This is a genomic window from Desulfurivibrio alkaliphilus AHT 2, from assembly GCF_000092205.1.
Classification (GTDB): Bacteria; Desulfobacterota; Desulfobulbia; order Desulfobulbales; family Desulfurivibrionaceae; genus Desulfurivibrio; species Desulfurivibrio alkaliphilus.
The window spans coordinates 838,800-857,341 of the sequence record NC_014216.1 but is presented as its reverse complement, the minus strand read 5'-3'; the positions used below and the strand labels follow the sequence as shown (position 1 = coordinate 857,341).

Here is an 18,542-nt window from a genome sequence, read left to right as displayed (position 1 = left end):
TCTTTGCCCTTGTTAAAGCGCGTTAGTATACTTGCCTTTTAAGCAAAAATCATCCCGGTTTTTTTTACCGGTCAGGGCAAAAGATGCCAGACCGTAACCCATTGCAAACTTATGGAAAACCCTTTCGACAACCGCATTCAAACCGTCTCGGAACTGACTCGCTCCATCAGGGGGCTGCTGGAAACCTCTTACTCCATGGTCACCGTGACCGGGGAGATCTCCAACCTGCGCCGCCCATCTTCCGGCCACCTCTACTTTACCCTGAAAGATGCCGACGCCCAGTTGCGGGCGGTACTGTTTCGGGCCCAGCAACGTTACCTGGCCTGCACCCCCGCCGATGGCCTGGAAGTTTTGTGCCGGGGGCGAATCTCGGTGTATGAGCCCCGGGGCGAATATCAGTTGATCATAGACTTCATGGACGGCAAGGGCGCCGGCCTGCTGCGCATCGCCTTTGATCGCCTGAAGGCCAAGCTGGAAGCCGAGGGGCTGTTTGCCCCTGAACGCAAACGACCCCTGCCCTTTCTGCCCAAAAGCATCGCCCTGGTTACCTCGCCCCAGGGGGCGGCGGTGCGGGACTTTCTGACCCAGGCGGCAAAACGCTGCCCGGCCACCGCCATCAGCATCATGCCGGTGCGGGTCCAGGGTGACGGGGCGGCGGCGGAAATCGCCCAGGCCATCGCCCGGCTCAATCAACTTGCGCGCTGGGACGTTATCGTGCTGTGCCGCGGCGGGGGTTCGTTGGAAGACCTCTGGGCCTTCAACGAGGAAGAACTGGCGAGAGCGGTGGCGGCGTCGGAAATTCCGGTGGTTTCGGCGGTGGGCCACGAGGTGGATTTCACCATCGCCGATTTCGTCGCCGACCTGCGCGCTCCCACCCCCACCGCCGCAGCGCAGATGGTCCTGCCGGACCAGGAGGCGCTGGCCGGCGCCATCAACGAATTTAACCGGCGGCTGGCCGCTACGCTGCGCCGGCAGTTGCAGGAGGCACGCCAAAAACTGCTTGCCGGCCAGCGCTTGCTGGGCGACCCCAGCCGCCTGCTGGCCCAGCACCACCTGCGGCTGGACCACCTCCAGGCCGAGTTGGGCCATGGTCTGCGTTACCACCTGCACCGCTGCCAAGAGCGCCTGAACCGCTTTCAGGCCATCTTGCAGCAGCGGGACCCCCGCCGGGAACTGGCCCGGCAGCGCGACCGCCTGCAGGCCGGGGTAATGCGGTTAAATTTCACCATTAACAGTATCATGGTGGAAAAACGTAACCATCTGGGCCGTAATGCTGCTATTCTGGATGCAGTCAGCCCTTTGGCCGTGCTTGGTCGCGGCTACGCCATTGCCCGCCGGACCGACGGCACGGTTTTGCGCTCCGCCCGGCAGGCCGAAATCGACGAAGAGCTCAGCCTGATCCTGCACGATGGCCAACTGAGCTGCAACGTCAAGCAAATCAAACCGCAATAATTTCGGTTACGGCTGTGGCAGCTTAACCTCAACCCCGACCAGGAGAAACGCCGATCATGAAATTCATCGCCCTGTTGCTGGCTTTCATCCTCCTTACCGCCACCGCTTTTGCCGCCCTCAACTGGCCCACCCTGGTGGCGCCGACTGCTGTCTCTATAGGGGTGGCCGAATTCAATGCCCCCCTGGGACTGCTGATGTTCGGCGTGCTGGCCTTGCTGACGGTGTTGTTTCTGGTTTTTGTGGTCTACCTGCAGACCACCCTGATGCTGGCCACCCGGCGACATGCCCAGGAATTGCAGGATCACCGCAAGCTGGCCACCCAGGCGGAAACCTCCCGCTTCACCGAGTTGCGCAACTACCTGGAAAAGGAACTGGCCCGCCAGAGCGAAGCGGCCGAGAATACCCGGGCGGAGATGCTCAACCGCCTGGAGCTGGTGGAAAATGCCCTGCTTGGCCGGCTGGATGAGGCGGAAAAAGATCTGCTGGCCAGTGTGGAGCAGTCGGGCAACACCCTGACCGCCTATATCGGCGAACTGGAAGACCGCCTGGACACGGAAAAACGCCGGGAACAACGGGAGTCGGACACCGAAAGCAGCCTGCTGCCGGAAAAAGAATAATTATTTTTTGTCGTCCCGGACCGCCAGAAAATCATGGTCAACCTTGGTGGCCAACTCCGGCCGGCTGGTCAGCAGCAGTTCAGCGGCCAGCTCCGTGGCGCCCCGGGTCAGTTCAGCACAGCTTGCCCCCTGCTTTTCCTTGCGTTTTTTCAGTAACACCCGGCAGCAGGTGGCGCCGAAACGCTCCTTGAAGCGATCATGCATCACCGCCGCTATTTCTTTCTGGAACACCTTTTTGGCCAGCCCCCCTTCCTGGCGTGGGCCCAGCAGCAACCCCAGCACCATCTCGCCCCCGGCCAGGGCCCCGCAGACACAGCCGGCCCCGCCCATCCCGTGGCAGAAGCCGGAACCCAGGGCGGCCGCGGTGTTTTCAGCCAGGCCGATTTTAAAAGCGCCGTTTAAGGTAACCAGTACCGATTCGGCACAGCAGAAGTTGCGGTGGCTGTAAATATTTTCCGCCCGCTGGCCGCAAAGCTCGGGAATTTTTTCCATCACGGTTGCTCCTTGCTGTTTTTTTCCGTAATCGTTCAGCAGCACCGCATCTTCTGGCGATCAGCCAGACTTACGTACAGGGGGTACGCTGCGCCTGGCTGCTTGCCCGAACCTGCGGCACTGCTGAACGATTACAGCCCGTTATACCTGTAGGTTAGTACCTCTGGTGAACGGTTACTTTTTTTCCGGCTTGCCAAGTGCTGCCGACTTTGGTTCCTGCAGCAGCAAGGTCAGCCGATCCACCAGCCTCTCGGTGGTAAAGATCAGGGATTCAAGATCGAGAAAATCCAGCACCCGGGCATCGTACAGTACTTTGGCCGAGGCGGCGAAGCCCTCCTCCGGCGCCTCGGCCCAGAAATGCAGGCACTGGGGCAGTTGGGGCAGCACCGGGATGATCATGCTGAGATCGGCGGTGGACTCGGCCGGGGATGAACCGCCCAGTTGCAAGCCGGCCGCCAGCAACCGCTGGTGGCCATACTCGTGGAACAACCGGGCCAAAGGTTGTTCGCCGTAGACGGCCAGGGTGCGCACCTTGGAAATGGTATTGGGCAGGCTTTCCAGGCCGATCCATTGGTTGGTGGGGGCGGGGCCGCCGCCGGAACGGACATAGCTGTAGAGCAGAATCCGGTCCCTGGGGTCCTCCGGCTCCACCCCCTCCAGCCAGACACCGGTCGCGTTCAGCCGCGTCTCTTGGCCAAGGTAGTTGAACACCAGCACCGGTCGGCCGCTGCCGTCCTGTTCCAGCCGGCAGCCCAAGGGCTCGGCCAGAGCGGCAAAGTCCAAGCCGGCAACCTGGCTTTTCAGGTACTCCGCCAGTTCCAGTTCCCGCTGGCGAAGCACCCCGGCCAGCTCCGGTCCCTCTTGCCGGCTGAGGCCCAGGGCGGCAAGGTCGAGGAAAGGGCACTTGGCAGGGTCCTCTCCGCCCTTGGTAACCGCGGCGGCAAAGGCCAGGCAGGCGGGGTGGCCGCACTGGCCGCAGTTGGTCTGCGGGGTTTTCTTGAACAGTTCCAAAGGGTTCATATTTTTTATATTGGTGCGCTGATATGGCCGTTTTCGGTCCTGGTTAAAATTTCGGCCAGGCCGGAGGCGCGGGTTACCCGGCGGTCAACGGCCCGGCTGAGCACCTGCTCGGGGCCGAAGAGATGAACCCGGCTGCGAGCCCGGGAGACAGCCGTGTACAACAGCTCCCGGCTGAGCAGGGGTGAGTCTTCCGGAGGCAGAACCACCGCCACCTGGTTGAACTCCGAACCCTGGCTTTTATGAATGGTCATGGCAAAGGCGGTTTCGTGGCGGGGCAACCGCCCCGGCGGCAGCATTCGGGGCGCCCCCTGGGCGGACGGGAAAAAGGCCATCAGTTGGCCGGCGTCGTCCGGCGACGGCCAGATAATGCCCAGATCGCCGTTGAACAGCCGGCTTTCGTAGCTGTTGGCCACCACCAGCACCGGTTGCCCCCGATAATAATCCCCTTCCGGAGCGAGTCCGTCCGCCGGCCCTCTGGCCTCCTTTCCCATTGCCCCACGGCCTGCCGCCTCTCCCAGCACTCCTTCCGCCCGCAGCAGTTGCCGGCAAAAGCTGTTGAGTTGCTCGACCCCGTATGGTCCCCGGCGATGGGCGCAGAGTAGGCGGAAGTCATTCATTCTGGCCAGGGCTTCGGCCGGGGAAGAGGCCTGCAGGCAAGGCCGGAAACCGGCCAGCACCAACTCGCGCAAGGTGGGGTTTTCCGCCGGAGCGCCGGGTTGGTCACTTAAAGTAACCTCTGCTGGCGGCCCTTTGGGGTCATCATTTTGGGCGCCATCCACCCGCACCGGCACCGCCAGTACCGTGGCCGGCTCTCCCGCCTTAATCCCTCGCACCAGGGCGCCGATACCCCGCCGAGGATCAAAGCGGAACTCCCGGCTCAACTCAATAACCGCCGAGTCCAGCTGCGGGGCGGCCAAACAGATATCGCCCAGAATGGAGCCGGCCTCCACCGAGGCCAGTTGGTCCTTGTCGCCCAGCAGCACCAACCGGGCCCGGGGAGATACGGCGGCAAACAGTTTGCTCATCAGGGCCAGGTCCACCATGGAGGCCTCGTCCACCACCACCAGGTCGGCCGCCAGCGGGTTGCTCCGGTTATGGCGGAAAATGGTGGGGGAACAGCTTTGATACCCCAAGGCCCGGTGGATGGTCATGGCGGAAAACTCCGCCGCTCGTTCCCGCAGGGTCTCCGCCAGGCGAGCTGTTGCCTTGCCGGTGGGGGCCAGCAGCAGCACCCGCAAATCGCTCCCCTGTCCCTCTTCTCTGGCCATTTGGGTCAGCAGGGTCAGGATAAAAAAGATAATGGTGGTCTTGCCGGTTCCCGGTCCCCCGGAAATCACGGTTAGATAATGGTTGAGCGCCCCCAGTACCGCCGCCTGCTGGTCCTGGTCCAGTTCCACCCCTGCTGCCGTCGCCAGTTCGGCCAGGCGGGCGGCGGCAACCTCCGGCGCCGGCGGCGCGGGTACCCTTACCGCCCTTGCCCTGATCTCATCGGCCAGGGCCATTTCGTACTGCCAGTAGCGCCGCAGATAAAGCCGGTTGTCGCTCAATACCAGAGGGGCCACCGCGACCTGTGGTGGCCCGTGCTCGGTTGCGCCCTGAAGATGGCTGCACGCGCCAGGCTCCAGGCTGTCCACCAGGGCACTGTGGCGCAACTCGGCCAGCAGGGTCGACGGCGAGGGGGCGGCATAACCCATGGCCGCGGCTTCCGCCGGCCACCAGGCCGCCACCTCCGGCAGCTTAAGGCAGACGTGGCCCAAATCCACGGCCCGGCGCAGCAAGGCCGCCGTCAGCAGCAGGGCGGGGGAGCTCTGAGGTTGCAGCCGGGCCAGCAGTTCAAGCCAGTGCCGGTCAAACTCGGCCAGCACCTCTTCCTTGACCAGGCGTTCCATCAGTTGGGCCATTTCCGGACCCATCACAACTTCTGCCCCTTTTGTTGCAAATAGGCTCTTAACTGCTCGGTAACCGGATCGGTACCATCGGTCGCCGGCAGATAGAGGGTAAAAACCGTGCCCTGCCCTTTTACGGAGTCAACCTCGATGTGGCCGCCGTGTTGGTTGATCACGGAATAACAGATGGCCAGCCCCAGGCCGGTTCCCTTGCGAGAGCTTTTTTCCTTGGTGGAAAAATAGGGATCAAAGATGCGACTGAGCACTTCCGGCTCCATTCCGCAGCCGTTATCCTGAAAGACGATACGTACGTAGCGGCCCGGCGGCAACGGCAAGCGGGTGTCGGCCGGCAACTCCAGGTTCCGGCAGGAGATCGTCAGTTCCCCGTTATCGCCCATGGCATCCCGGGCGTTGAGCACCAGGTTGTGAAAAACATTGCCCATTTGCTCCGGGTCCAGTTCGGTCGGCCAAAGGTCTTCATCGGCACTGAACTGCAGTTCACAGTTGCTGCCGGTCAAGGCAAAACGGGCGGTTTCCGGCAACAGCCTGGATAGCGTTAACGGCCGCCGATGCAGGTGGTTGCCGGTGGTGAAGGTTAAGAGTTGCCGGGTAAGGAAACGGGCCCGGTTGGCCGAGCCCTCGGCCAACGACAGATGGGCGCGGGCTGGATGGTCGGCGGGCAGGGAAAGCTCCGCCAGGCTGATCTGGCCGTAAAGAGCCGTGAGTAAGTTGTTGAAATCATGGGCAATGCCACCGGCCATCACCCCTACTGATTCCAGTTTTTGCTGCTGAAAAAAGCGCCGGTGCAGGGCCTGCTGCTCTTCCATGTACTCGGCAAAACGCTGCGAGAGAAATTCAAACTCATAAACTCCCCGGTAATCCGGCTTTTTCCCTTGCCGCAAGGCGTTGATCATTTCGTTGACCGGGGTTTCCACCTGCCGCCGGAAAAAATAACCACTGAACAAAACCCAGAACAGCAGCAGGATGACGGTACCGAAATAGGCATAATGCACCTGGCTTATGGTGTTGAGGAAATGGCCGCTGTCTCTGAAAACCACAAACTGCCAGTCCCAGGGCGAAAAGGTGCCGCCCTGGAGGTGATATTCCCGGCCGTTGAGAGTCACCATCTCAGGGGAGCTCTGAGGAACCGACAGGTCTTCCACCAGTGCCCCGAGCGCAGCCGGTTCTGAAGTCCTTTCGGCATAGGCTTTATCCGTCCCCAGCAGCTTGCCGGTCGCCTTCGGCAAAGGCGTCGGCAAGTCAGGCGCCAGCAGCACCTGCTGGTTGTTGACCAGAAGAATCTGCAGCCGGTTGGCGGTCAGAAAATCCTCGATAAAACTTAAGGTGGCAACCTGTTTCAAGATGTATTCAATACTGTCTGGAACTACTCCGGTCCGGAGCAGTTCGTTGTGGCTTTGTTCACAAATACGTTGAATATCGTCAACGGCGTCGGCCATCTGCGAGATGTTGCATCTTTCAATAAACCGGGCCATGGGCAGAAGGGCTAAAAAATAGAAACCGCCCCCCACCAGCAGAACCATCAGCAGGTTGCCCACGGTGTAACGGCAGGCCAACCGCCGGTTCCACCATCGCAGATGATCAAGCATCGGGCTGAACAAACCAGGCAACCGCTTCATAACCTGGGCTCCGCGGTCATCAGCTTACGGGGCCAGACCACCTCCTGGCGGCCGTCCTGCCACTGGGTAACCAGGCTGAAGTTACGAATTTGCCGACCCCGGGCGTCCACCCGGAACCGCCCGGTCAGGCAGATGGTGTCCAGTTCGACCAGTTCGGTGCGCAATTTCTCGCCATCCAGGCTGCCGGCCTGTTGAATTACTTTGGTCATGATTTGCGTGGCGGAGTAGGCGGCGACGGAGAAATAACTGGCTTCCCGGCCGAATTTCTCTCGGTAGGCTGCCAGAAAGGCTTCCGTTTCCGGGGTGCTGATGCCGCCCAAATATTGCCACTGTTCGGTGCCGAACACCCCTTCGGCCCCCGACCCCAGGCGTTTGATGAAAGACGGGTTGGCCGGACCCTGAGTACCGTAATAGACCCGTGGAATCCAGTCCATGGCAAGCATGGCCCGCCGCAGGGCTATGGTCTCCTCCAGATGGCCGGCCATGATCACCACCTCGCTGTCCAGCTCCCGGGCCTCAGCCAGCAGGATGGCAAAATCCTTTTCCGGATCGCTGAATTGGGCATCCAGCTTCAACTCCAGGCCGAGCCAGGCGGCCCGTTTCCGCACCCCTTCGGCGGCGGCTTGGGAAAACGGGTCGGCGGAGTGCAACAGGGCCAGGCCGTCGATGCCGTGAGCAAACAGCATTTCCATTAAATTGGCGGGTATTTTGTCGGCGGTGGTGAAAATCCCGAAGATGTAACGGGCCCCTTGTTGCCAGAGCCCATCGGCCACCGCCCCGGAGGCCAGCAAAGGAAAGCGGTGCTGCTCAAAGAGCGGCAGCACTGCTCCGGTTATCTCGCTGGAAAAGGGGGCAAAAAGCAAATCCACCCCTTCTTCGTCCAGCAATCGCCGGTAAATTTCCAGAGCCTTTTGCGGGTCACTCTGATCATCATAGATGGTCAGTTGAACCTTGCGGCCCAGCAAACCGCCAGCGGCATTGATTTCTTCTTCCCACAGCCGAAAAGCCAACTTCTGATCATGGGCCATGGTGGCGTACTTACCGCTCAGCCCCAGGGATACTCCCGCCAGCAACAGCTCTTTTCCCGGCGCAGCCTTGGCCGAGACGCCGGCCAGGAGCAGCAATAACAACAGCACCAGCCCCAGTCGTCGACCGAACTCAACCACACGCCCCCCCCTTTCCCTGTCGTGCAATCATTAGATCCCGTTTTTACTTGCTTCCTTTTTCCGCCATCTTAGCCTTGAGCAGATCCCCTAAAGTTCCCATGGGGCGATCGCTCTGCCGACCCTGCTGATTTTGGTACTCCCGGAAATCCTGGCGGTTGTCCGCCGGGGCGGCGGCTTTTTTCCTCGCTTTACCGGCGGCTCCGGCGGCCGGCCGGGTTTCGCTTTGAGCCGGCTCACCGGCGGCTTCACTCTCCGCCGGTGGGGGCACACTTAAGGAAAGCCGTCGCCTTTCGGAATCGATGGCCTCGATCTCCACTTCCAGGGTTTCACCGGGCTGTACCACCTCCCGGGGGTGATTGATCCGCCGGCCGGCACCAAGCTTGGAGATATGTACCAGGCCGTCTATTCCCGGCGCCAGGGTAACAAAGGCCCCGAAGTCCATCAGCCGGGCCACCTTGCCCTGGTGGCGAGAGCCCTCGGGAAAACGGGCCGCCACCCCTTCCCAGGGATCGGGCAGGGTGTCTTTCAGGCTCAAGGAGTAACGCTCTTTCTCCCAATCCAGGCTTTTGACCACCACCTCCACCTCGCGGCCCGGCTCCAGGTGGCTGTGAATATCTTCCACCGTGCCCCAGCCGATCTCCGACATGGGGATCAACCCCTCAATGCCGCCGATATCGACAAAAGCGCCGAACTTTTGCACCGAGGTCACGGTGCCGGTCACCTTGTCACCAACCGCAAGGGACTGCCGCAACTCTTCCTTGCGGGCCGCCCGCTCCTCTTCCAGCAACCGGCGGCGGGAAAGGATGATGTTGCGCCCCCCTTCGCGAAACTCGATAATTTTGAAGGCGAAACCCTGGCCGAGGTACTCTTCGTTGTTTTCCACTCGGCGCAGGGCCATCTGGGAAAAAGGGCAAAAAGCCCGGACATTGCCGCTGATACGTACCTGAAAGCCGCCCTTGCCTTCCGCTTCCACCGTGCCTTCCACCGGAATCCCGCTGTGGTAAGCCTCTTCCAGGTGGGCTTGGGTGGCGGCCCCGCCAACCTTGGTGGTAAAAAGCTTTTCCTGCTTCTTTTCGGCGAGAAAGTAAACGGTTACCTTATCTCCCACCGCCACCGTGCAGTTACCTTCTTGGTCAATAAATTCAGCCTTGGCTACCGCCCCTTCGCTTTTGCCGCCCAGATCAATGAAAATCCACTCCCTGGCGATGCTGACAACCTCGGCGGTGATCTGCTGGCCGGGGGTTAATTTTTCGCCGGCTGCTTCATGTTCTGCAAAAAGTTCCTCAAAACCGCTCATTACCATCAACTCCTGAAGTTAATTGCCAAAAGAACAGCGGGGCCGATCCCTGCTGTTCATCGTATATACTTAATAACACTTTCGCACCCGTTGCAAAACGGGTTGTTGAGGCCCACGGAGGGCTTTTTCAGCGCCCCTGCTAAAGGTCGATCACCCCTAAGATTTGGGCCAGTTCTTTGAGGGCCTGGCGAGGGCTGGTTACCAGGACCGTGTTGATCCCCACCGACTGGGCGCGCTCCACGTTGCCCGGGTCGTCATCCAGAAAAATGGCGGCTGCCGGAGGAGAGTTCAACTCGGCCAGCACCTCGATAAAAAAACGGCTGTCCCGTTTACTGCGACCGTGGTGGTAGCTGTTGAAAACCCGGTGAAAGAGAGGGAAAAACTGGTGGCGCTCATTAAGTTCGTCCAGCCAGTTGGTTTGGTCGCTGACCATGACCAGGGTAAACCCGAGTTGCCGCAGGCGAGCCAGGGCAGCTAACATTTCCGGGTACGGCCGGAAGCGATCAAGGATATGGCGGCGCAACTCCGTATTGGAGGCGACAATCCCGGTGCGGCGGCGGAACTCGTTCCAGTAGGCGGCCTCATCCACCGCCCCCACCACATAGCCGCCGTCGAAAACAATTTCTTTGCCCAGGCGGAAAGTTTCGGCAGGATCAAGCCCGTGTTCACCCCCGATGGCCTCCAGCCCGGTGCGAAAGCCCTCGGCGGCTACAACCCCGCCAAAATCAAACATAATGGTTGTATAGTCGCTCATTTACAGGTCTCGGCTCCTTCGGTTATCTTCACCATGTATACACTAAAGATAGCCGACCACGATTCCAGGTAAAGCAAAAACACCTTGCCTTTGCTCTTTTTTCCTTTAAATGCTTTATATATGAAGACAAGCAAACTTACCATTCACCTTACCTCCTGATGACCACCTTCGCCGCCATCGATTTCGAAACCGCCAACTACCGCAGCAACAGCGCCTGCGCCGTGGGAGTGGTGGTGGTTTCCCACGGCCGGGTCGTGCAGCGTTTTTACGAGTTGATCCGGCCGCCATCGAACTGGTTTGTGTTTACCCACATCCACGGCCTGACCTGGCGCGATGTACGCAACGCGCCGGCTTTCGGCGATATTTGGCCGCAAATTGCTAAAGAGATGGGCCAGGTGGAATTTCTGGCCGCCCACAATGCTTCTTTCGACCAGGGCGTAATGCTGGCCTGTTGCGCCGAAAATGCCCTGCCGCCGCCGGCCCCGCCCTTTATCTGCACCGTGCGACTGTCTCGCAAGCAATGGAACATTCACCCCACCAAGCTGCCCGATGTCTGCCGCCAGCTGCAAATCCCCCTGCACCACCACCATGCCGCCTCAGATGCCGAAGCATGCGCTCAGATCGTACTGACCGCCCTGAACCAGGGCTGGCGGCCGGGGTGAACTTGTTGCCCACAGGTAAGGCACAAATAAGGCAGCCAGCAGACAAGTAATGCCAAGGCTCTGTTCATAATCCGGCAAGGGCTTCGATGCGCTGGCGGGGTGGGCGTTCGTGGTGGATGCCGGCGGCGGGGCCCAAGTCCGGGTGCAGGCCGCGGAGAAACAGGTAGAGGGCGCCGCCGAAGTGTTGATCATAGTCGTAATCCGGCAGCCGCTGGGCCAGGTGGCGATGCAGGGCCAGGGTGTAGAGGTGGTACTGGAGGATATAGTGGTGGTTGCTCATCGCCGGCAGCAGGTTGGCGGGTTGGTAGTCGGCGTGGGTGGGGCCCAGCAGGTTGCTCTTGTAATCGATGACATACCATTTGTTCTGCCACCGGCAAATAAGATCGACAAAGCCTTTCAGGTATCCCTGCAGGGCCGGGAAGCGCAGTTGTGCCAGGCGATCGGCGTAACCGGGAGGCAGGTTTTCAGGAAACTGCTTAAAAACCCGGGCCAGGTCGGCGGCTTCCAGGGGCTGGTCTTGCTGGCGCACCGGGCCGATGAAGGCCATTTCGTTGAGCCGCTCCGTGTCTTTGATGTCCGCCAGCCGGAAGGGCTCGGCGGCGGTCAGCGGGGTGTCGAGGATGGTGGCCAGGGCCTCTTCCAGCACCGGTTGCCATTGTCGGCGGTCAACCCCGAAGATGCGCAACTGCTCGGCGATGATCTCCTGGTGCTGATCGGGTTGCTGAAAAGAAATCAGCTCCAGAATGCGGTGCCAGAGATTGCCGATAGCCGCCCCGGCGGGCAGGTCGGCCAAGGGGACGCGGGCGGCAAGCCGCAATGAGACGGGGGGGGCGCCGGCCGCCGTAACCGGTGCCGCCCCGCCGCGATCGCCGGCGGCATCTCCATCGGAATCTCCGGTGGCAGTTCTGGCGGCAGCTCCGGCCGAATCGCCGGCAACGGTCGCGGCAGCATCCGCCGCGGCGTCGTAATCGCGCTCACTGACGGTGGCATTGAGCTCCGACGCCCGGGCGATGAGATGGGAAAAACTGCCCACCCGCCAGGCGGTGTCGATGGTGGTTTGCATCTGCCGCAGCCGGGTCGGGTCCGCCGCGGCGGCGGCAGATGGTTTTTGGACCTGCCCGTGCTGCGGCGGCGCCGGAATGGTTTCTGCCGACGCGGTCTGCAGGCCCCAGTCCGGTTCATTGGCCACCCGCCGGTGCAACCGTTGCTGCAACTCGGCAAAGGATAAGCCGGTCAGGTCGGCGGGCGGGTGACCTTGCTCACCGCCGTGCAGCAAGTAGGCCAGGGCCGATTCCTGGTAGCCATCGGCGCCGAACCACACCGCCCGGCAACAGTGGCGGGCCCGGGTGAGGGCCACGTAGAGCAGGCGCAGGTCTTCGGCGAACAATTCCCGGCGGCGGGCCTGGCGCTGCTCATCATCGGGCTGCAGGGTGATCTTACCCTGCCAATGATCATCGGGGTCGTGGAAGGTGAAAAATTTGTCTTTCTCTTCATTTTTCCGTTTGCCGGTTTTCCACAGGTAGGGGCAGTAAACCACCGGGTATTGCAGCCCTTTGCTGCGGTGGATGGTCAACACCTGGACCGCTTCCTCGTCGCTTTCCAGGCGTAACTCGTCGAACTCGGAGCCGGGGCGCAGGCCGGCAATCCCTTCATCCAGCCATTTGAGCAGGGCTGGCGGCTGCAAATGGGCTTCCCGTTCCTGGTTATGGAGCAGTTCCGCCAGGTGGCGAAAATTGGTGAGTCGCCGTTGGCCGTTGGGGTGATTGAGCAACCGGGCCGGCATCTCCTGCTCCTCGCCGATGGCCCGCATCACGGCCATGAAACCCCGCTCGCTCCATAATCGACTCCAGCGGGTAAAGCGCAGCAGCCAGCTCTGCCACTGCTGCTCGTCTTCTTCCAGGCTCTCCAGTTCGGCCCGGGTGCAACCCAGCAGACCGCTGAGCATGGCTGCCCGGCGCTGGGGCTCGCCGGCCTGGCCCAGCAGGCCGTGGAGCAGGATGGACAACTGCCGCGCCTCGGTACTCTGAAAGACACTCTCCCGGCTGTGCAGCACCGCCGCCACCCCCCGACGTTGCAAGGCGTGCTGAACCAGGGCGGCCTGCTGGTTGCTGCGTACCAGCACTGCGATATCCGCCGGTCGCAACCCTCTTTCCCCCAGGCTGCCGGCACCTTCCAGCAGGCGGACGATATCCGCCGCCACCAGGTTAGGCACTGCTTTTTCCACCCGGCTCCGGGCCGGCAGCCGTCCGGGACCGCTGTTAAGTCGTTCCGCCAGCTTAGGGGGCGGGAGCAGAAACTGCAGTGGTTGCTCATCCTCTTCGCCGGCGGACGTTGTTTCCCGCCACAGGTCGGGCGCATCGGGGCGGGCCGTTACCGCCGGGAAATCGATCCCCGGCACCACAAAGGGCTGGGCAACCGGTTGAAACAGGGCGTTGACCGCCGCCACCAGGCGCCGGTCGGCCCGCCAGTTGATGGTCATGGTGTAACGCTGCTCACCGGCATCCTGCGCCGCCTGCAGGTAAGCAAAGATATCGGCGCCCCGGAAGGCATAGATGGCCTGCTTGGGGTCACCGATTAAAATCAGCCGCCTCCCCTCTTCCCGCCCGCCGGCAACATGTTGGCCATAAACTTGTTGAAAAATACTGTACTGCACCGGGTCGGTATCCTGGAATTCATCGATCAGGGCCACCGGGTAGCGACTGCCGATAAAGCGGCGCAGAGCCGCCGCCCCCGGCCCTCGCAAAGCCCGCTCCAGGCCGTAGAGGAGATCATCGAAAGATTGCAGGCCGGCGGCGGCCAGCCGGGCTGGCAACTCCCGGCGGGCAAAGGCCAGCAGCTCTTGCTGGATGGCCGTCTGGTAGGAGAAAGCCAGCTTTTGCACCGGCTCCATGTAATGCGCCCAGAGGTCAAAAAACCGGTGGCGGGGAATGTTACCCTTTTTGATGTTGATTTTCTTGCAGACCCCGCCGTCGGGGTCGTTGAAAACAGCGGGAGTCATTTTTTCCGCCCCTGACGGCAGCACCAGGGATCGAGGTTCGGGGGCGGCCAGGTGGACGGCCAGTTTGTCGACCAGGCCGGCGGCCAGCAGATCGCGGTATTTTTTCAAAAAATCGGTGTCATGCAGAGTTTTGACGATCTCCTCTCGGTTTTGTTGCCAGCACTGCCGCGCCCTGGTGTAACGCCTTTGAATATCGGCCATTTGCCCGGCCCAGGGGGAAGTTTCAGCGCCGACTGGGGCACTAAACTGCCGGTCTAACGGGCCGTAAGCGAACAGCCGTGCCGCAGGTTCGGGCAAGCAGCCAGGCGCAGCGTACCCCCTGTACGTAAGCCTGGCTGATCGCCCGAAGATGCGGTGCGGCTGTTCGCTTACCCCGGTAAGCAGCGGGAAGTGGCGGTGGCGCAACCCCTCCCGCACCAGGGCGCGCAGTTCCGTAAGGCTGTAAACGCGGCGCCAGAGCGCCAGCAGCCGGGGATCATCGCGATGGTGGAGGGTGGCCAGAAAATCGTAGATCAGTTCATCGATAAATGGCGTCACCTCGCCGAGCAGTTCCAGCTCAAAGGGCATCCCGCTTTCAAAGGCGCCCTGCTGCAAAACCCGGTGGCAGAAGCTGTGAATGGTGGTCACCGCCGCCTGGTCGATATCGCTGACGGCCCGCTGCAGCAGCCGCAGATCCCGTTCCGGCCGGCGGCTATTGCGAACCAGTTCCTGCAGGAAAGGATCATTAGTACCACCGCCCTGCTGGAAGGCGGTGGCGGCGGCCTGGAGGCGGGCGCGCAGGCGGCCGTGCAGTTCGGCGGTGGCGGCCTCGGTGAAGCTCAGCACCAGGATCTTTTCCACCGGCAGTTCCTGTTCCAGAATAAAACGCAGGTAGAGCGAGGTAATGGAATAGGTCTTGCCTGTGCCGGCGCTGGCCTCGATGAGTTGCAGCGGGGCCGACGGCAAAGCGGCGGCGTTGAAGGGTTGCGGGGTAATCATTTTTCTCCAGCTTTTTCCAAAACTCGGAGCATGGGGAGGTAAACGGTTTCGGCCACCGCAGTGAATTCTTCCCAGTCGCTCCCGCCGGGCCCCGAGCTGTCATCCTCCGACCACTCACCCGCCGGGTCCGCCTCCTGGAAGATCAGCCCCACGTAAGGGTCGGCCCCGTCACCCGGATGAAAATCTCCGCCGTGGTACGCTTGCAGGGCGGCCTGTCGGGCCTGGCGGCAAAGTTTCGCGGGGTCACTTTCTTTGGCTTGGTAAATCTTATCTGACCAGGCGTGGGAGCAAGCCGGGAAAAAAGGCAGCGGCGCTTCCTGCCCCCGTCGCCACAGGTCGAGCAGTTGGGCCAGCAGGCTTTGGGCCTGCTCTTGCGCCACCGCCCGAAAAATGCGGATATCCGCCTGGCCTTCGTCTTGCCCCTTACCCCTGGCCACCAGCAGGCACTGGTGGTCTTGGTCGGCCGGGGCCCGGGCGCACAAGGCCAGGTGGTCAAGCCAGGCCAGCAGCAGAAAAACCGGCTTGCTTCGGCCGGGCCGCCAGCGCAGCAGGCCCAGCTCGGCCCGGTCCCGCAGCTCACCGCGCAAATACAAGTGCTGTCCAAGCTCAAGGTCAAGGGGCAGATTCGGCAAGGGACGGCCGGCGGGATTGGTGGCCAGAAAGGCGGCCACCGGCTCGACGGCGGCCATGGCTTCCGCCAGGGCCGGGGCGGCGGCCCCGGCCAACGGCAACTCGCCCCGGGCGGCCAAGAGGTGCCGGAGCCGGCGACCCGCTTCGTCATCTTCCCCGGCGTTCACAGCCGCCAGCACGCTGGCGGGATCTTGCAGCAGTTGCCGGTTCAGCCGGTATGCATCCAATCTTTCCAGGAAAACCGGTTCCCGGTCCGGCCGGGCCTCTTCGCCTGGCGGCAGGCTCAGGCCCAGGTGATGTTCGGCATACCACCTGGATGGATTACGAAAAAAACGGTGCAGTTCGGCCAAGGTGGGGGCGCCTGGGGCGGGGGCAGTGGCGGCGGCCTTGGGCCGCGGGGAATCCGGGCCACCCTGCCCGGTGCCGACCGGCCGGGTGCTTGGCACGGGTGCATATTCAGCGGCATAGGTAAACAGCAGCGGCTGGTCCGGCTGGAAATAGCGCGGGCTGAAGGGCTGCAGAGGGTGGTTGACGACAAAACGGGCGCGGGTACGCCGGCGGCGGTCGGCCAGGCGCTCTTCTTCGCCGGTACCCTCACTATCTGCGGTGCTTTCTGCGACAGCCTCCGGCATCCGCTCCAGGCAGTCCAGCAATTCATCCACCAGGGGCGAGGGTGGCAGTTCTGTGTTGTCTTTGATGCTGCGGCCCACGTAGCTGATATAAAGCCGCCGGCGGGCGGAGAGCAGTGATTCCAGGAAAAGGTAGCGGTCGTCCCGGCGGCGGGAGCGGTCACCGGGACGGGGGGCGGCGGCCAGCAGGTCGAAGCCGGCGGGGTTGTCCTGGCGGGGGAAATCGCCGTCGTTCATTCCCAGCAGGCAGACCACCGGGAAAGGAATGGTGCGCATGGGCAGCATGGTGCAGAAGGTCAGGCCGCCTTCCAGAAAGCCGGCAGCCATGCCTGCCTCGTCCAGGCGGGCGCGCAGCAGTCTCAGAAAGGCTGCTAACTCCAGGGGGCGCTCCAGCCCCGCCCGCTCGCTCTCCTGAAGCAGCGCTACCAGGGCATCGCGCAGGCTTTGCCGCTGCCACTGTTCCCCCGCCGCCGCCCGTTCCTCCGGGGCGAAAAAGGCGGCCATGGCCCGGCGCACCAGCTCCACCCAGCGGGCCATGGTTTTGGCTTCTCTCACCTCGTCGACCAGGCTGAACAGGGCCTGGCTGAATTGCAGCAGTACCCCTGCCAGCTGGGCGTCCTGGCCTTCAATGTCGTCGAAGGGCAGTATGCCGGCCACCAGATAGCGATCTTCGCCGGGCAGCGCGTAACCGAGGATCAACCGGTCCAGGCCGAAACGCCAGGTGTTTTGGCGGTCCGGCGGCTGGTCGTGGCGACGGCGGTGCTCTTCATCAATCCCCCAGCGCACCCGCAGTTGCTCCAGCCACTGTTCAAGGCGCTGCAACTGCCGGCCGTCCAGCCCGAAACCTTGCCGCACCGGCTCCCGGGCGAGAAAATCCAGCACCTGAGACAGCGGCAGCCGGCCGCGGGCCAGGTCGAGCAGGTTTAACAGGGCATCCAGAAGCGGCGCTTCCCGGCTGACCCGGCGGTCGGCAAGGCGAAAAGGGATGTAGCGGCGATCACCGGTGGGTCGGCGAAAAACCGCTTCGATCAGGGGGGCGTAGGTCTCGATATCCGGCACCATGACCACGATATCCCGGGGCCGGTAACCCTCGACATCCAGCATGGCCAGAAGCTGGTCCTGCAAAACTTCCACCTCCCGCAAAGGGCTGTGGCAGGCATGAATGACAATGGAGTGATCATGGTCTACCGCCCCCGCCGCTTGTTCAGGCAACCGGTTGTTGGGGTTCGGGCTGTCGCCGGCAGAATTCCGTTGGTCAGCGGCCGCTGGGGCGGGCTCCTGCAACTCCAGGATATCTCTTTGCAGGCGGGCCAGGATGGAGGCCCCGGCAACTTCGACGGTTGCAGGATTGACAAAGCAATCACCGTGGGCAGGTTGCAGGTATTCGGCCCGCTCTTCCATGATATGTTGGAATTCCCGCCCCACCTCTCCCCAGGAAGCCAGCAGCGGGTGGCCGGTATCCAGGTGCAAGTGTTCGAAATCTCTTCCATGCTGTTCATCGGCGTTGGCTGCCGGGGGGTGATGGCGCAACAGCAGCCGGTTGGCGGCCTTGGGGCTGAGGATATCGCCCCAGTAGTCACGGGCCGGGGCAAAGAGCAGCAGGTGGCAGGGCAGCAGTTTGGCCGCCTCATTGAGCAAATCGAGGTACACGGGAGGCAGGGTGGTGATCCCGAAAAGGAAAACCCGGGCGGGCAGCAACTCGGGTTGGGCTAAATCGCCCTGCTGCAGGCGACCTTTGGCCTGGTGAAAAAGGCGGGCCGGGGAGCCGAAGCGTTGCGCCAGTTGCCGCCACAGCAGCGCCTGCCAGCGGTCGTCATCCTCCGGTTCAGCTTGCCGGTCTTCCCAGGCCAGCACCATTTCGGGCCGATACACCAGGTACTGGTCGAAAACATAGGCGATCCGTTCCGCCAGTTGCAGACTTTTCCAATCGTCCGCCCCCTCCAGGTAACGGCGCAGGGGGGCAAACTCCGGCCGGGAGAGCAACTGCGGCAACAACTCGAGAATCGCCAGGGTCAGCAGCTCCCGGCTGAAAGAAGTGGCGGTGGCCGCCTCCTCTCCGGCAGCGGCCCGCAGCAGGCGTTCAATGAAACGGCGGGGGTGGGGGAAATCGGGATGGGCCCAGATGCCGAAACGCTGGGCCAGGCTTTGCCCCAGCCAGGTAGCCATGCCCCGGCTCTGGACCACTACACATTCACTGCTTAAGGGAGGCGGCGGATCATCTTGCAGGCTGGCCGCCAGGCAGTCCAGCAAGGCCTCCAGGCGATTGCTGCGGTAAAGGATCAGGCGGCGTTCAACAGGCACAACGTAACCATTCACCAGAGATA

12 protein-coding genes are annotated in these 18,542 nt (G+C 62.3%); 3 read left to right on the top strand and 9 right to left on the bottom strand.

The window, feature by feature from the left end:
* Positions 1–111 precede the first annotated feature (111 nt).
* Together xseA and DAAHT2_RS03655 are read left to right on the top strand one after the other, a co-directional pair.
* The gene (xseA, locus tag DAAHT2_RS03660; RefSeq protein ID WP_013162953.1) at positions 112–1,452 is read left to right on the top strand and encodes an exodeoxyribonuclease VII large subunit; all 1,341 of its coding nucleotides are present in this window, start codon (positions 112–114) and stop codon (positions 1,450–1,452) included.
* 56 nt (positions 1,453–1,508) lie between these two features.
* Positions 1,509–2,069: a hypothetical protein gene (locus DAAHT2_RS03655; protein ID WP_013162952.1), complete on the top strand. Its 561-nt coding sequence runs from the start codon at positions 1,509–1,511 to the stop codon at positions 2,067–2,069.
* Here the strand turns inward: DAAHT2_RS03655 and DAAHT2_RS03650 are convergent, their stop codons facing one another.
* The 7 genes from DAAHT2_RS03650 to DAAHT2_RS03620 form a co-directional block, all read right to left on the bottom strand.
* Positions 2,070–2,561: a C-GCAxxG-C-C family protein gene (locus DAAHT2_RS03650; protein ID WP_013162951.1), complete on the bottom strand. Its 492-nt coding sequence runs from the start codon at positions 2,559–2,561 to the stop codon at positions 2,070–2,072.
* 174 nt (positions 2,562–2,735) lie between these two features.
* A complete protein-coding gene (locus DAAHT2_RS03645; protein ID WP_013162950.1) occupies positions 2,736–3,581 on the bottom strand; it encodes a DUF3786 domain-containing protein in 846 nt (281 codons plus the stop codon).
* Positions 3,582–3,586: 5 nt separating this feature from the next.
* Positions 3,587–5,494, bottom strand: coding sequence for an exodeoxyribonuclease V subunit alpha (recD, locus tag DAAHT2_RS03640; protein ID WP_013162949.1), 1,908 nt, complete (start codon positions 5,492–5,494; stop codon positions 3,587–3,589).
* Positions 5,494–7,104 carry a two-component system sensor histidine kinase NtrB gene (locus DAAHT2_RS03635; RefSeq protein ID WP_013162948.1) on the bottom strand — a complete coding sequence of 537 codons (1,611 nt, stop codon included), beginning with the start codon at positions 7,102–7,104 and terminating at the stop codon, positions 5,494–5,496. Before DAAHT2_RS03635 ends, recD begins: the two co-directional genes overlap by 1 nt.
* On the bottom strand, positions 7,101–8,270 hold the full coding sequence (locus DAAHT2_RS03630; RefSeq protein ID WP_157861403.1) for an amino acid ABC transporter substrate-binding protein: 1,170 nt from the start codon (positions 8,268–8,270) through the stop codon (positions 7,101–7,103). Before DAAHT2_RS03630 ends, DAAHT2_RS03635 begins: the two co-directional genes overlap by 4 nt.
* 43 nt (positions 8,271–8,313) lie before the next feature.
* Positions 8,314–9,567 carry a 30S ribosomal protein S1 gene (rpsA, locus tag DAAHT2_RS03625; protein WP_013162946.1) on the bottom strand — a complete coding sequence of 418 codons (1,254 nt, stop codon included), beginning with the start codon at positions 9,565–9,567 and terminating at the stop codon, positions 8,314–8,316.
* A gap of 139 nt (positions 9,568–9,706) precedes the next feature.
* Positions 9,707–10,321, bottom strand: coding sequence for an HAD family hydrolase (locus tag DAAHT2_RS03620; RefSeq protein ID WP_013162945.1), 615 nt, complete (start codon positions 10,319–10,321; stop codon positions 9,707–9,709).
* A gap of 158 nt (positions 10,322–10,479) precedes the next feature.
* On the opposite strand from DAAHT2_RS03620, the gene DAAHT2_RS03615 reads away from it, so the two are divergent.
* Positions 10,480–10,983, top strand: a complete 504-nt coding sequence (locus DAAHT2_RS03615; protein WP_013162943.1) for a 3'-5' exonuclease — start codon at positions 10,480–10,482, stop codon at positions 10,981–10,983.
* A gap of 64 nt (positions 10,984–11,047) precedes the next feature.
* Here the strand turns inward: DAAHT2_RS03615 and DAAHT2_RS03610 are convergent, their stop codons facing one another.
* Together DAAHT2_RS03610 and recC are read right to left on the bottom strand one after the other, a co-directional pair.
* Entirely contained in the window at positions 11,048–14,959 is a 3,912-nt protein-coding gene (locus DAAHT2_RS03610) for a UvrD-helicase domain-containing protein (protein WP_013162942.1), read from the bottom strand.
* Positions 14,956–18,519: an exodeoxyribonuclease V subunit gamma gene (gene recC, locus DAAHT2_RS03605; protein ID WP_013162941.1), complete on the bottom strand. Its 3,564-nt coding sequence runs from the start codon at positions 18,517–18,519 to the stop codon at positions 14,956–14,958. The genes DAAHT2_RS03610 and recC overlap by 4 nt, the downstream gene beginning before the upstream one ends.
* Positions 18,520–18,542 lie beyond the last annotated feature (23 nt).